We start from the raw sequence: 12,228 nt of genomic DNA, 5'->3' as shown, positions 1-12,228 counted from the left end.
GAAACCGAAAGATTCTAGGGCCTAGATCCCCGTCAACCTTCGCACTTGCTGCACTGCGGCATTGTCAGATTCAGTTCAACTCATTGAGGTAGTGGTCTGCTTCGGTGTGGTAAAGCCCGCGACGCAATTCGACCGGTCGGTCGCCATAGGTGAACGCCACGCGCTCGACACTGAGCAGGGGTGCGCCGTCGGCAACACCCAGCAGTTCGGCGGCCTCGGCGGTGGCCGCCACTGCACGCAGCTTCTCCTCGGCGCGCACCATGTGCACCTGGAAGCGCTCCTCGAACAGCGCGTACAACGTGCCGGGGTAGGCGTTGATGACTTCGCTGCTGAGCCCGCGGAAGTGCCGTTCCGGCAGCCAGAGGTCGTCGAGCACGACAGCGCGGCCGCGCCGCAACAGCAGCCGCCTGACCTCGAGGACGGGCTCGGACGTGCGCAGATGCAGGGCCCGCGCCGTCTCGGCTGTCGCCCGCGCCCGCCGGCAATGCAGCAGCTCGCGCGTGAGGCCGGTGGTGCCATCGTCGGCCACCAGGCGCAGGAAGCGGTAGGCGTCGCGCGGCGCGGTATGCGTCGACACAAAGGTGCCGGCGCCCTGGCGGCGCTCGACGACATGGGCCGCTGCCAGTTCGTCCATCGCCTTTCTGACGGTGCCCGAACTGGCATGGAAGCGCTCGGCCAGCGCGGCCTCGCTGGGCAGAGCGTCGCCCGGCCGCCACTCGCCCGCTGCCAGCGCCGCAACGATCAGTTGGCGGATTTGCTCGTACAGGGGGGCGGGCGGCCTTGGCTTCATTGGGGGCATGCGCGCATTGCAGCACAGGGTATGCCCGTACACTTCCCCGCCTTCAGGCGATGCGCGCGGCGCCGCCTAGACACCAGCTTCATCAACTGTCCCCGGAGATCTCCATGAGCAAGAAACCCGTTCGCGTCGCCGTCACCGGCGCAGCTGGCCAGATTGGCTACGCCCTGCTGTTCCGCATCGCCTCCGGCGAAATGCTGGGCAAGGACCAGCCCGTCATCCTGCAGCTGCTGGAGATTCCCGACGAGAAGGCTCAGAACGCGCTGAAGGGCGTGATCATGGAACTCGAAGACTGCGCCTTCCCGCTGCTGGCCGGCATCGAGGCCCACAGCGACCCGATGACCGCCTTCAAGGACACCGACTACGCCCTGCTCGTCGGCGCCCGCCCGCGCGGCCCCGGCATGGAACGCGCCGACCTGCTGGCCGCGAACGCCCAGATCTTCACGGTGCAGGGCAAGGCCCTGAACGCCGTCGCCTCGCGCAACGTGCGCGTGCTGGTGGTCGGCAACCCCGCCAACACCAATGCCTACATCGCCATGAAGTCGGCCCCGGACCTGCCGGCCAAGAACTTCACCGCCATGCTGCGCCTGGACCACAACCGCGCTGCCTCGCAAATCGCCTCCAAGACCGGCAAGCCGGTCGGCTCGATCGAGAAGCTGGCCGTCTGGGGCAACCACTCGCCCACGATGTACGCCGACTACCGCAACGCCACCATCGACGGCCAGTCGGTCAAGGCGCTGATCAACGACGAAGACTGGAACCGCAACACCTTCCTGCCGACCGTCGGCAAGCGCGGCGCGGCCATCATTGCCGCTCGCGGCCTGTCGTCGGCCGCTTCGGCCGCCAATGCCGCCATCGACCACATGCGCGACTGGGCGCTGGGCACCAACGGCAAGTGGGTGACGATGGGCATCCCCTCGGGCGGCGAATACGGCATCCCCAAGGAAGTCATGTTCGGCTACCCCGTCACCTGCGAAGGCGGCGAGTACAAGATCGTGCAGGGCATCAGCATCGACGAGTTCTCGCAGGAGTGCATCAACAAGACGCTGAAGGAACTGACGGACGAGCAGGACGGCGTCAAGCACCTGCTCTGAGGCGGCATCGACGGCGGGCTCGCCCGTCAGCCAGCTGCGAGACACCCTTGCGAGGGTGTCTTTTTTTTGCTTTCGCTCGCTGCGACAGCCCCGCGCCGCCCAAAAAGCGCGGCCGGGTCAGTCGGATCGATTGACAAAGCGCAAGTCGGCCCCCGGCCCGGGCGCGCAGGATCTGCCCTGCCCCGGATTCACCCAGGAGCCGCCATGAAGATCGTTCTTGCAGTCGACGGCAGCGCGTACACCAAGCGAATGCTCAGCTACCTCGCCGCCCACGACGAACTCGTGGGCAAACACCACGAATTCGTCGCCCTGAATGTGACGGCCCAGGTGCCGCCGCATGCGGCCCGCTTCCTGCCGCACGACACCTTGCAGACGTACTACGCCGACGAAGGCGAGAAGGTGCTCAAGCCGGTGCGCGAGTTCGCTGCCATGCAGGGCTGGAGCCTGCGTGAGCACCACGCGGTCGGCCATCCCGCCGAGGTATTGGCCGAGATCGTCAATGAAGAGGCTCCGGACCTGCTGGTCATGGGCTCGCATGGTCACGGGGCTTTCGCCGGTGCCGTGCTGGGCTCGGTGTCCGCGCGCCTGCTGGCCCATACCAAGGCGCCCGTGCTGCTGGTTCGCTAGTCGGCGAAGGTGCCGCCGGCGTCCTACTGCCGGTCACGGCCTGACAGCAGCACTGAGCGGCCGCAATGCCGCCCAGCATGCTCAGTGCGAAAGCAACACCGGCACGGGCGAACTGGCCATCAACGTGCGCGTCACGCCGCCGAGCACAGCCTCGCGCAGGCGCGAATGGCCGTAGCCACCGGCGACGATCAGCTGGGCACCCATGTCCGCCGCGTGCGACAACAGCGCTTCGCCCGCCGCCACCTTGATGGGCACATAGCTGACCTTCACCTTCAGCCCATGACGCGCAAGCCAGAGCCCGATGTCGGCGCCCGGCATCTGGCCGTGATTGCGCCCCACGTCTTCAGGCGTCTCGAACACGGCCACCTCGACACTCGCCGCCTGCCTCAGCAGAGGAAGCGCATCACGCATGGCCCGTGCGGCTTCGCGGCTGCCGTCCCACCCGACCAGCACCCGTGCCGCCGCCGGCACCTCGCACTCGCCCGCGAACGGCAGCACCAGCAGCGGCCGGCCCGAGCGCAGCAACATTTCCTGAGCCATCTGCACCGACTGGCCGTTGCACGCGTCGTCGGGATTCAGCTGGGAGACCACGGCCAGGTCACAGTAGCGCGCTGCAAGCGTCATCACTTCACCTGCATAGCCCATCTCGACGCGGCCTTCATAGGAGGTCACACCCAGGAGCGAGACCCGTTCCTGGAAGAGGCGCGCGCAGGCGAGTGCCCGGCTGCGCAGTTCATCCATCGCCGCCTGCTGATAGGCGGCAAGCCCCCCGCCCCCGGCGCCTTCGGGCGGCAGGGCGTACCACCCGGCCGGCGCAAGGCCGATGAGATGAGCCTCGTACCGCAGGGCCAGCGCCGCGGCAGCGTCCACGCGGCCCTGGACGTTCACTCCACTGTCGAGGTGAACGAGGATGCTCTTGATTCCCATGCTGTTTCTCCATTGACGCCGTGGCGCCGTTGCGTGCGCCAGATGTTTCTCGACCGCGGCGGCGACGTGGTTGACCCTGGTCAATGAAAGCAGGGGTTTCTCGCTGCCGCCGGGCCGGGCTTCCGTTCTTCAGTCGGTGACGCCCTGGAAGCTGAGCCTATTGATCCCGCGCAACGCGACGCAAGCTCCACCTCGCTAGCCTTGGGTGATGAATACCCATGCGCGACGCGTTCTCCTCATCCTCGGGCACCCTGACGCCACCCGAGGCCACCTCTGCCACGCGCTGGCGGATGCCTATGCCGAGGGCGCGCGGTCCGCGGGCCATGACGTGCGCCTCATGGACGTGGCGACGCTGGATTTCCCGCTGCTTCGCAGCAAGGACGAATGGGACCACGGCGCCCTGCCCGCTTCGCTGCTGCCCGCACAGGAGCACATCCGTTGGGCCAGCCACGTGGTGCTGTTCTTCCCGCTGTGGCTGGGCGACATGCCGGCTTTGCTGAAGGCCTTTCTCGAACAGGTGGCGCGCCCCGGCTTTGCGCTGGGCAAGGCGGGCGATGGGGCGGCCGGCGGCAAGCTGCTCAAGGGCCGCTCTGCGAGGGTGGTCGTGACCATGGGCATGCCGGCACTCGTCTACCGCTGGTATTTCCGTGCCCACAGCCTGAAATCACTGGAACGCAACATCCTGGGCTTCGTCGGCTTCGCTCCGGTTCACGAAACGCTGGTGGGCGGGGTCGAGTCCCTGGGCGAAGCCGGCGTGGCGAAGTGGCTCAAGCGGATGCGCCAGATCGGCGCGAGCGCCGACTGAGCCGCCTTCGGATGCCCAGGGCGCCCCATGCCAACAACCGCCGAGTTCAGCTTGGCGGCCTCGATGCCGAGGCACTGCGCAGCCGCCCGCTCCATGTGATCCCGGCACCCACTGCCAGCGCCACCGTCACCCAGGCCAGCAAGAGGTCCCCGGGCGCCGGAACGCCAAAATGCAGCAGGCGCCTCGGGCCTGGCACCAGCACGGCGGTCGCCAGCGCCGACGCCGCCACGGCGGCGACTGCCCAGAAGGCCCGGGCGCTGCGACCGGACAAGGCGCGTAGCCCGTTGCCGACTGCCATGTTGGCCGCCACCAGCATCAGGTTTCCGAACGTCAGGCCGACCACCGCCAGCGTGCGGGCCACGTCGGTGTCACGCCCGGCCTGCAGCGCCAGCATGTAAACGCCAAGGGTCGCCGCGAGCAGGCAGCTTCCCTGCGCCAAGCCCTGCCACAACATCGACCAACCCACGATGCCGTCGTCCGTGCGCCGCGGTGGCCGCCGCATCAGCCCCGGCGCTTCGGCGGCACCTTCGAAGGCCAGCGAGCACACCGGATCGATCACCATCTCGGTCAGCACCACATGGACCGGCAGCATCAGCGGCGGCAGCCCGAGCAGCAGGGGCAGCAGCGCCAGTCCGGCCACCGGGACATGGATGGCGGTGATGTAGGTCATGACCTTGCGGAGGTTGTCGAAGATGCGCCGGCCCATGCGAACACCGCCGACGATGCGCCCGAAATCTTCGTCCAGCAGCACCAGGCCGGCGGCCTCGCGCGCGACGTCCGTCCCACGTATCCCCATCGCGATGCCGACGTGAGCCGCCTTCAGCGCCGGTGCGTCATTGACGCCGTCGCCCGTCATGGCCACGGTCTCGCCGTTGCGCCGCAGCGCCAGCACCAGCCTGAGCTTGTGCTCCGGCATCACGCGGGCGAAGACGCGCACATGCCGCACGGCCCGGGCGAGCTCGGCCTCTCCGAAACCGGCGATGTCGGCCCCGGTCAGGACGCCCCCACGCACGTCGAGGCCGGCCTGCTCGGCAATGGCCAGTGCCGTGGCCGCATGATCGCCGGTGACCATCACCACCGCGATACCGGCTTCCCGCGCCTGCGCGACCGCATCCGGCACGCTGTCGCGCAGCGGATCCTCGAAGGCCGCCAGGCCCAGCAACGTGAAGTCGTGGTCATGCTGATGCGCCACCGTTTCACCACGCGGCGGGCACGCCTCGGCCACGGCCAGCACGCGAAGTCCCTGTGCGGCCAGGCGCTTCACACGGGCCAAGAGATCGGCACTGCGTTGCGGGTCGAGGTGGCACAGATCGAACACCGCTTCCGGCGCACCCTTGGCGGCGACGCGAAGCCGGCCGGCTGCGTCCGTCCATTCATGCGACATCGCCAGCAATTCGGGGCTGAGCGGAAACTCACGCGTCAACGTCCAGTCGGGGTGCAGGTGTGCAGTGCCTGCCAGCAAGGCATCGCCTCGCGCGAGCAGCGCACGGTCCATCGGGTCGCTGCCATCACGCCGCGAAGCCAGCATGCCGAACTCGAGCAGCCGATGCGCCGCCTCGGGCAGGTCCTTGCCAGCCTCGATCCCGACCTCCATCTCGTCGGTCACCAGACGGGACAGCTGCATCCTGTTTTCGGTAAGGGTCCCTGTCTTGTCCACGCACAACACCGTGGCTGCACCCAGCGCCTCGATGACCGCGGGACGACGCGCCAGCACCTTGATGCGAGCCAGCCGCCAGGCGCCCAGCGAAAGGAAGACGGCGAGCGCCATCGGGAACTCTTCGGGCAGCATCGCCATGCCGATGGCGACGGCCGACAGCAGCCCCTGCATCCAGTCGCCGTGCACCAGGCCGTAAACCACCACGATCACTGCGCAAATGGCGGCGGCAGCCAGGCCAAAGACACGCACCAGTCGGCGCAGATGCTGCTCCAGGGGCGTTGGTGCCGTTTCAATGGCGGCCAGCGATGCGCCGATGCGACCGACCTGCGTGCCTGCGCCGGTGGCCACCGACTCGATGACGGCGTGGCCCGTGATGGCCAGGGTGCTCGCGTACACGAAAGCACTGGCATTGCGCTCGGGCGACGCCATGGCCAGGCCGTCTTGCACCTGCCACACCCGTTTGTCCACCGGCACCGATTCCCCGGTCAGCAGCGACTCGTCGACCTGCAGCCCGACCGCCTCGCGAACGATACCGTCGGCCGCGACCCGCTCGCCCTCCCCGACCAGGAAGATGTCGCCAGGCACCAGCTCACGCGCCGGGATGCGTGCCATGCGCCCGTCACGCACGACGCGCACCTGCGGTGCAGACAGCGTGCGCAAGGCAGCCAGCGCATGCTCGCTGCGCCGCTCCTGCATGACGACGAGGCCCACCGTGACAACAGCGAAGAAAGCCAGGAGCAGGCCCTCGCCCAGATCACCCAGCAGCAGGTAGATGGCCGCAGCAGCCAGCAGCAGCAGGAACATGGGCTCGCTGAACACACCGCGAAGCGTGCGTGCCAGGCCCCGCTTTTGCGTGTCGCCCACCTCGTTGGGGCCATGGAGCGACAAGCGCTGGCGGGCCTGCGCGTCGCTCAGTCCTCGAGGCAGCGTGGGCGTGGACTGGGTTGCCTGTGGCGGTGACGCGGGGATGCCTGCGCCGGTCGGCGCCTCGCTCTCAGCGTGCAAGGCGGCCACCATCGAAGGCTGGAAGACCGATCCCCGAGGTGCAGCCCGTCATCAGAGCGACATTTTCTTGAAGCATGGCATTCCCCTGCCGCGAAGGACCTGAAAGCGGCCCCTCAGTCGGGCGCCCGCGGCCGCGAAGGGCGGCCCGCGCCCTGCACACCGTCGGCCCGGGCCGACAGATAGGCGTAGAGGTCGATGATGTGGGCCGTCACGGTGGGGTCGCCCTGCCAGGCAGGCATCACCAGCGCCGCTTCCCGGCCCTGCAGAACCTTTTCAACCAGGGCGCTCTGCGAGGCACCCTGCGGGTCGGACTCCGCCGCCGCGAGGATCCAGTCGTAGCGCCTGAGCACCAGGCTCACAAACTGGTGCGAGCCCATCTCGCGGAGTCTGGGCAGCAGGTCGGGGCCGGCCGCCGTACCGGTCGCCGCTGGGCCGTGGCAGGTCGCGCACTTCTGCTGGAACACCCGCCAGCCGATATAGACCTCGCCTTCCGGCAAGGCGCGGCGCGCCAGCTCCCGGGCGGGTTTGGCGTTTTGCACCTCTACGGCGCAACCGGCGGCCAGTGCGGCCGCGGCGAGTGACGCGAGGGCCAGACGGTACCGCCCCACGCCGTTCGCATTCATGACAGATGCTCCCGGACCGCCTGGCAGCCTGCGCACAGCCGCACGGACGGCAGGGCCGTGAGGCGCGCCACGGGAATAGCCTCGCCACAGTTGGCGCAGTCGCCATAGCCTCCCGCGGCCAGCCGACCCAGCGCGTCGTCAACGTCCTGCAGCTCCCGCAAGTCCCGGGCGGCCTGGAAGTCCTCGGTCTGCTGGCGCTGCATGAGTTCAGCGTCGTCCTTGAGATCCCGCACCTCCTGGGACTGCGTCTGCACCGCTTGACGTGCCAGCTGCGCCGCATGAACCTCGGCTCGCAGCTCGGTCTGGCGGTACAGCAGCAGTTGGCGCAGCATGGGCAGGTGCGCTTGAGTCTGAGTTTCCATCTTGGGCAATCCTTGGTCGGCGAAGGGCCATGCTAGGCAGCCCACCGGCAAATGGATTGCGCTGGATCAAGCCGGACGACTGAAGCCCCGACCTGGTCGCTGCATCGATCGCCGCACGTTGCGCATTGACTGGGATCAACGCCGACGCTGCACTGGCCGCATAGATTGACTCGTCGTCAGGGCTGCGAGGCAGCCGCCAATCGAGGGACACGCATGCCAATGAATTCAGCCTCGCAAGGCCGGCCGGGCGGCGACAAAGGCAGCGGGCATGACGCCTGATCTCGCCGGCCGCTTCTTCGTCGCCCTCCTCATCGGCATCCTGGTCGGCATCGAACGGGAGAAGAAGCGGCCGGCCGCGCCTTCCCACACGATCGGCGGCATTCGCACCCATGCCCTGCTGGCCTTGTCCGGCGCGGCGTCGGCCTGGCTCGGGCAGCAGCTGCAGCTTCAGTGGCTCTTCGTGGCAGTGCTCGTGTGCGCGAGCGCAATGGCAATTGCCAGCCACGCGCTCTGGCGCCGGGATGGCAAGGATGCACCTCCCAGCATGACCAGCGAGATCGCCGCCTTGCTCGTCGTGCTTCTGGGCGGCATGGCGGCGACCGGCAATCAGGCGCTGGCCGTGGCCCTGGCCGTGGCGTTGTCGGCAGTCCTCGCCTTCAAGCAGCCCCTGCACGCCCTGGTGGAGCGGGTCGGCCTCGATGACATCCTTGCAGGCATCAAGCTGCTGATTGCCTCGGTCATCGTGCTGCCCCTCGTGCCGAATGAGACGGTGGACCCCTGGCACGCACTGAACCCCTACCAGCTGTGGCTGCTGGTGGTGCTGATCTCCGCACTCTCCCTGGCCGGCTACATCGGCATGCGCTGGCTGGGGCCGGCGCGAGGCGCTGCCATCACCGGCCTTGCCGGAGGCCTGGTCTCTTCGACGGCCACCACGCTGAATTTCGCACGTGACAGCCGGAAGGCCGAAAGCTCCGCCAACGCCAGCGCGGCGGCCGCCGGCATCCTGTGTGCCTGGTTCGTCATGTTCCTGCGCGTGACGACGATCGTCGCCATCCTCAATCGGCAGCTGCTGGGCGCCTTGTGGCCCCCGCTGTTGGCCATGGCCCTGGCCACTGGCGCGCTGGCATTGCGGCACTATCTCGCCGGAGCGGCCGCCGCAACCAGCCCCGCCCAGGCAGCCACACCTCTGAAGAACCCCTTCAGCCTGGGCGCGGCGATCCGGTTCGGCATCCTGTTCGCCGTCGTCCTCGTCGTGACGAAGCTGGCCCAGCAGCAATTCCCGAGCGGCGGCCTGCTTGCGATCTCGGCGCTCGCTGGCGCGGCAGACGTTGACGCGATCGTGCTTTCGCTCAGCGGCCAGAAGGACGGCTCGCTGACGACGGCCGCGACCGCGTGGGCGCTGCTGGCGGCCCTGCTTGCCAACACGGTGGTGAAGATCGCGATGGTGCTGCTTGTCGCGCGCGGCACGGTGCGCCGGGAGATGGCCATCGCGAGTGTGGCGATCTGCCTGGTGGGCGGCACCTCGGCCTGGGTTTGGCTCTGAACCGAAACTGGGCCACGCCCACCACGGCGTCAGCGGGTGGCCGGCAGCCGGAAGGTCGACACCGTCTCCACCAGCTGCTGGGCCTGCACCTTGAGGCCGTCGGCCGCGGCGGCCATTTGCTCCACCATCGCGGCGTTCTGCTGCGTGGCCTGGTCCATCTGCGTGACGGCCGCGCCAACCTGGCTCACGCCCGAACTCTGCTCGGCACTGGACGAGCTGATCTCACCCATGATGTCGGTCACACGCTGGATGCTGCTGACCACCCTGTCCATCGTCGCGCCCGCCTGATCGACCAGCGTGTTGCCGCGGTCGACGCGCTCCAGGCTCTGCGAGATCAGCGTCTTGATCTCCCGGGCGGCTTCCGCGCTGCGGCCGGCCAGCAGCCGCACCTCGCCGGCGACGACTGCGAAGCCGCGGCCCTGCTCGCCGGCGCGTGCCGCTTCCACGGCGGCGTTCAGCGCCAGGATGTTGGTCTGGAAGGCAATGCCGTCGATGACGGAGATGATGTCGCCGATGCGGCGCGAGCTGTCGTTGATGCCCTTCATCGTGTCGACGACCTGCTTGACGACCTGGCCGCCTTCAGCAGCGACGTGCGAAGCGTTCTGCGCCAGCTGGTTGGCCTGCTGGGCGTTGTCGACGTTGTTGCGCACGGTGGCGCCGAGTTCGTCCATGGAGGCGGCCGTCTGCTGCAGCGCGCTGGCCTGGCTCTCGGTGCGGGCGCTCAGGTCCTGGTTGCCAGAGGCGATCTCCGAGCTCGCATTGGCCACCGACTCCGAGCCGTCTCGCACCTGCTGCACGATGTTGGCCATGCTGTCGCGCATGGCCTTCACGCCCTGCATGACGCTCTCGTGGCTGCTGCCCTTCAGGTCGATGTCGACGCTGAGGTCACCCTCGGCCAACTGCCGCGTGATCTCGTTGACGCGGGCAGGCTCGCCACCCAGCTGGCGCGTGATGCTGCGCGTGATGGCCAGGCCCAGCACCAGCAGCACGGCCACCAGTGCGAGCACGCCCAGCCCGACCTTCCAGGCCCGCTGCACGATGGCGTCGTTGACGGTGTCGACGTAAACACCCGAGCCGATGATCCAGCCCCATGGTGCGAAGCCCTTCACATAGGACTCCTTGGGCACCGGCTGCTCGCTGCCGGGCTTGGGCCACATGTACGGGATGAAGCCCCCGCCGCTGGCCTTGACGATATCGACCATGGCCACGAACAGCGGCTTGCCGGTCGGGTCCTTGTTGTTGTTCAGCGCCGTGCCGTCGAGCGCCGGCTTGATGGGATGCATGACCATCAGCGGCGTCATGTCATTGATCCAGAAATACTCGCTGCCGCCGTAGCGCAGGCCCTTCACGGCGACCAGAGCCGCCTTCTTGGCGTCCTCCTCCGAGAGCTTGCCGGCGGCAACCTGGGCATGGAAATGCGAGACGACGCCGTGCGCCACCTCCACCGCCTGCTTCACCGCCTGCTGGCGCTCATTCATGATGAGCGCGCGTTCCGAGAACAGCAGGAAGCCTGCCACCAGCAGCACGCCAAGAACAGCGCCGAAGGTCTGCAGGGCCAAGCGGCGGGAAACTCTGAGCGACTCGAGCTTGAGCATGGCTTTGTCTCCGGAGATCGTTGTGCGCAGATGCTGTCACGCCTGGGTCAGATATGACAGTGCGTAAGCACCCTCTTGTTCCCGCAAACGTCGCGATTTCGCGACCGGCGTCACATCTGGCGCCGCCGCCGGCCTGGGTACAGTGGCGCGATGAGCGCACTCCTGCACCCCCGCCAGGCCCTGTTCGGCCACGAAGCCGTTCGGCCCGCGCTGCCCGTCGCCGACCACTACTGCGGCGTCGAGGCCCGCATGCGCAAGAGCCTGGCCCTGCAGGCCGAGCTCGGCCCCGTCTTCGACATCACGCTGGACGCCGAGGACGGCGCTCCGGTCGGCGGCGAAGCCGAGCATGCGCTGCTGATCGCCGAACTGGCAACGAGCCCGGCCAACCGCTTCGGCCGCGTCGGCGCGCGCGTCCACCCGTTCGGCCACGCCGCCTTCGAAGCCGACGTCGACACCTTGATCGCCAAGGCCGGCGACAGGCTGGCCTATCTGATGATCCCCAAGCCAGAGAGCGCCGAGGACGTCGAGCGCGCTGTGGCCGCCATCGATGCCGCCTGCGAGCGCCACGCCCAGCCCAGGCTACCGCTGCAGGTGCTGATCGAAACGCACGGCGCGTTGCGCGAGGTCTTTCGCATCGCCGCCCATCCGCGCATCGAGTCGCTGTCCTTCGGGCTGATGGACTTTGTCTCGGCCCATGGCGGCGCCATCCCCAAGACGGCGATGGAGCTGCCCGGCCAGTTCGAGCATCCGCTGGTCGTGCGCGCCAAGCTCGAGATTGCCGCCGCGGCCCATGCCTTTGGCAAGACGCCTTCGCACTGCGTGGTCACCGAGTTCCGCGATGCCGAACGGCTCGCGGCGGCCGCGCGGCGCGCCGCGCGCGAGTTCGGCTACACGCGCATGTGGAGCATCCATCCCGACCAGATTCGTCCCATCGTCGAGGCCTTCGCGCCAGCCGCCGACGAAGTGGCCGAAGCGGCCGAGCTGCTGCTTGCCGCACAAACCGCGCAATGGGCTCCCATCTCTTTCCACGACCGCCTGCACGACCGCGCCAGCTACCGCTACTTCTGGACTGTGCTGGAGCGCGCCGAGCGCACCGGGCGCGCCTTGCCCGACGCAGCGCGATCGGCGTTTTTCCCCGTAGCCATCGGGGTAATCGCCGAGTGAGGCACGGACCGGCGTGCAGTCCGTCACGCG

Annotated in this window: 11 protein-coding genes; 5 read left to right on the top strand and 6 right to left on the bottom strand. The window is 68.4% G+C overall.

What is annotated here, in order from left to right; all coding sequences use genetic code 11:
- Positions 1 to 70: 70 nt before the first annotated feature.
- Positions 71 to 790: a GntR family transcriptional regulator gene (locus tag ACXJLH_RS00425; RefSeq protein WP_235531945.1), complete on the bottom strand. Its 720-nt coding sequence runs from the start codon at positions 788 to 790 to the stop codon at positions 71 to 73.
- A gap of 113 nt (positions 791 to 903) precedes the next feature.
- Here ACXJLH_RS00425 and ACXJLH_RS00420 point away from each other — a divergent pair, with 113 nt between their 5' ends.
- Positions 904 to 1,890 carry a malate dehydrogenase gene (locus tag ACXJLH_RS00420; protein WP_056196384.1) on the top strand — a complete coding sequence of 329 codons (987 nt, stop codon included), beginning with the start codon at positions 904 to 906 and terminating at the stop codon, positions 1,888 to 1,890.
- A 204-nt stretch (positions 1,891 to 2,094) separates the two neighbouring features.
- Positions 2,095 to 2,517 carry a universal stress protein gene (locus ACXJLH_RS00415; RefSeq protein WP_056196381.1) on the top strand — a complete coding sequence of 141 codons (423 nt, stop codon included), beginning with the start codon at positions 2,095 to 2,097 and terminating at the stop codon, positions 2,515 to 2,517.
- Between the two features lie 81 nt (positions 2,518 to 2,598).
- Here ACXJLH_RS00415 and ACXJLH_RS00410 read toward each other — a convergent pair whose 3' ends face one another.
- Entirely contained in the window at positions 2,599 to 3,444 is an 846-nt protein-coding gene (locus ACXJLH_RS00410; RefSeq protein WP_457442121.1) for a universal stress protein, read from the bottom strand.
- A gap of 208 nt (positions 3,445 to 3,652) precedes the next feature.
- Here ACXJLH_RS00410 and ACXJLH_RS00405 point away from each other — a divergent pair, with 208 nt between their 5' ends.
- Entirely contained in the window at positions 3,653 to 4,249 is a 597-nt protein-coding gene (locus ACXJLH_RS00405; RefSeq protein WP_056196377.1) for an NAD(P)H-dependent oxidoreductase, read from the top strand.
- A gap of 46 nt (positions 4,250 to 4,295) precedes the next feature.
- Here the strand turns inward: ACXJLH_RS00405 and ACXJLH_RS00400 are convergent, their stop codons facing one another.
- The 3 genes from ACXJLH_RS00400 to ACXJLH_RS00390 form a co-directional block, all read right to left on the bottom strand.
- Positions 4,296 to 6,923, bottom strand: a complete 2,628-nt coding sequence (locus ACXJLH_RS00400; protein ID WP_457442120.1) for a cation-translocating P-type ATPase — start codon at positions 6,921 to 6,923, stop codon at positions 4,296 to 4,298.
- Between the two features lie 101 nt (positions 6,924 to 7,024).
- Positions 7,025 to 7,534, bottom strand: a complete 510-nt coding sequence (locus tag ACXJLH_RS00395; protein WP_457324725.1) for a c-type cytochrome — start codon at positions 7,532 to 7,534, stop codon at positions 7,025 to 7,027.
- Complete coding sequence (locus tag ACXJLH_RS00390; RefSeq protein ID WP_457324724.1) at positions 7,531 to 7,896, bottom strand: TraR/DksA family transcriptional regulator; 366 nt, start codon at positions 7,894 to 7,896, stop codon at positions 7,531 to 7,533. Before ACXJLH_RS00390 ends, ACXJLH_RS00395 begins: the two co-directional genes overlap by 4 nt.
- Before the next feature lie 268 nt (positions 7,897 to 8,164).
- Between ACXJLH_RS00390 and ACXJLH_RS00385 the strand changes: the two genes are divergently transcribed.
- Positions 8,165 to 9,439 (top strand): MgtC/SapB family protein, encoded by a 1,275-nt coding sequence (locus ACXJLH_RS00385; protein WP_457442119.1) that lies wholly within the window; start codon positions 8,165 to 8,167, stop codon positions 9,437 to 9,439.
- Between the two features lie 29 nt (positions 9,440 to 9,468).
- Here ACXJLH_RS00385 and ACXJLH_RS00380 read toward each other — a convergent pair whose 3' ends face one another.
- On the bottom strand, positions 9,469 to 11,034 hold the full coding sequence (locus ACXJLH_RS00380) for a methyl-accepting chemotaxis protein (protein WP_457442118.1): 1,566 nt from the start codon (positions 11,032 to 11,034) through the stop codon (positions 9,469 to 9,471).
- Between the two features lie 150 nt (positions 11,035 to 11,184).
- Between ACXJLH_RS00380 and ACXJLH_RS00375 the strand changes: the two genes are divergently transcribed.
- Positions 11,185 to 12,198: an HpcH/HpaI aldolase/citrate lyase family protein gene (locus ACXJLH_RS00375; protein WP_457442117.1), complete on the top strand. Its 1,014-nt coding sequence runs from the start codon at positions 11,185 to 11,187 to the stop codon at positions 12,196 to 12,198.
- Positions 12,199 to 12,228 lie beyond the last annotated feature (30 nt).

Source organism: Roseateles sp. P5_E4 (assembly GCF_054049255.1).
This window is presented reverse-complemented; position numbering and strand designations above follow the sequence as displayed.

Coding starts and splice junctions, on each gene's coding strand:
- ACXJLH_RS00425 (WP_235531945.1), bottom strand. CDS start 790: ATGAAGCCAAGGCCGCCCGCCCCCCTGTACGAGCAAATCCGCCAACTG.
- ACXJLH_RS00420 (WP_056196384.1), top strand. CDS start 904: ATGAGCAAGAAACCCGTTCGCGTCGCCGTCACCGGCGCAGCTGGCCAG.
- ACXJLH_RS00415 (WP_056196381.1), top strand. CDS start 2,095: ATGAAGATCGTTCTTGCAGTCGACGGCAGCGCGTACACCAAGCGAATG.
- ACXJLH_RS00410 (WP_457442121.1), bottom strand. CDS start 3,444: ATGGGAATCAAGAGCATCCTCGTTCACCTCGACAGTGGAGTGAACGTC.
- ACXJLH_RS00405 (WP_056196377.1), top strand. CDS start 3,653: ATGAATACCCATGCGCGACGCGTTCTCCTCATCCTCGGGCACCCTGAC.
- ACXJLH_RS00400 (WP_457442120.1), bottom strand. CDS start 6,923: ATGGTGGCCGCCTTGCACGCTGAGAGCGAGGCGCCGACCGGCGCAGGC.
- ACXJLH_RS00395 (WP_457324725.1), bottom strand. CDS start 7,534: ATGAATGCGAACGGCGTGGGGCGGTACCGTCTGGCCCTCGCGTCACTC.
- ACXJLH_RS00390 (WP_457324724.1), bottom strand. CDS start 7,896: ATGGAAACTCAGACTCAAGCGCACCTGCCCATGCTGCGCCAACTGCTG.
- ACXJLH_RS00385 (WP_457442119.1), top strand. CDS start 8,165: ATGACGCCTGATCTCGCCGGCCGCTTCTTCGTCGCCCTCCTCATCGGC.
- ACXJLH_RS00380 (WP_457442118.1), bottom strand. CDS start 11,034: ATGCTCAAGCTCGAGTCGCTCAGAGTTTCCCGCCGCTTGGCCCTGCAG.
- ACXJLH_RS00375 (WP_457442117.1), top strand. CDS start 11,185: ATGAGCGCACTCCTGCACCCCCGCCAGGCCCTGTTCGGCCACGAAGCC.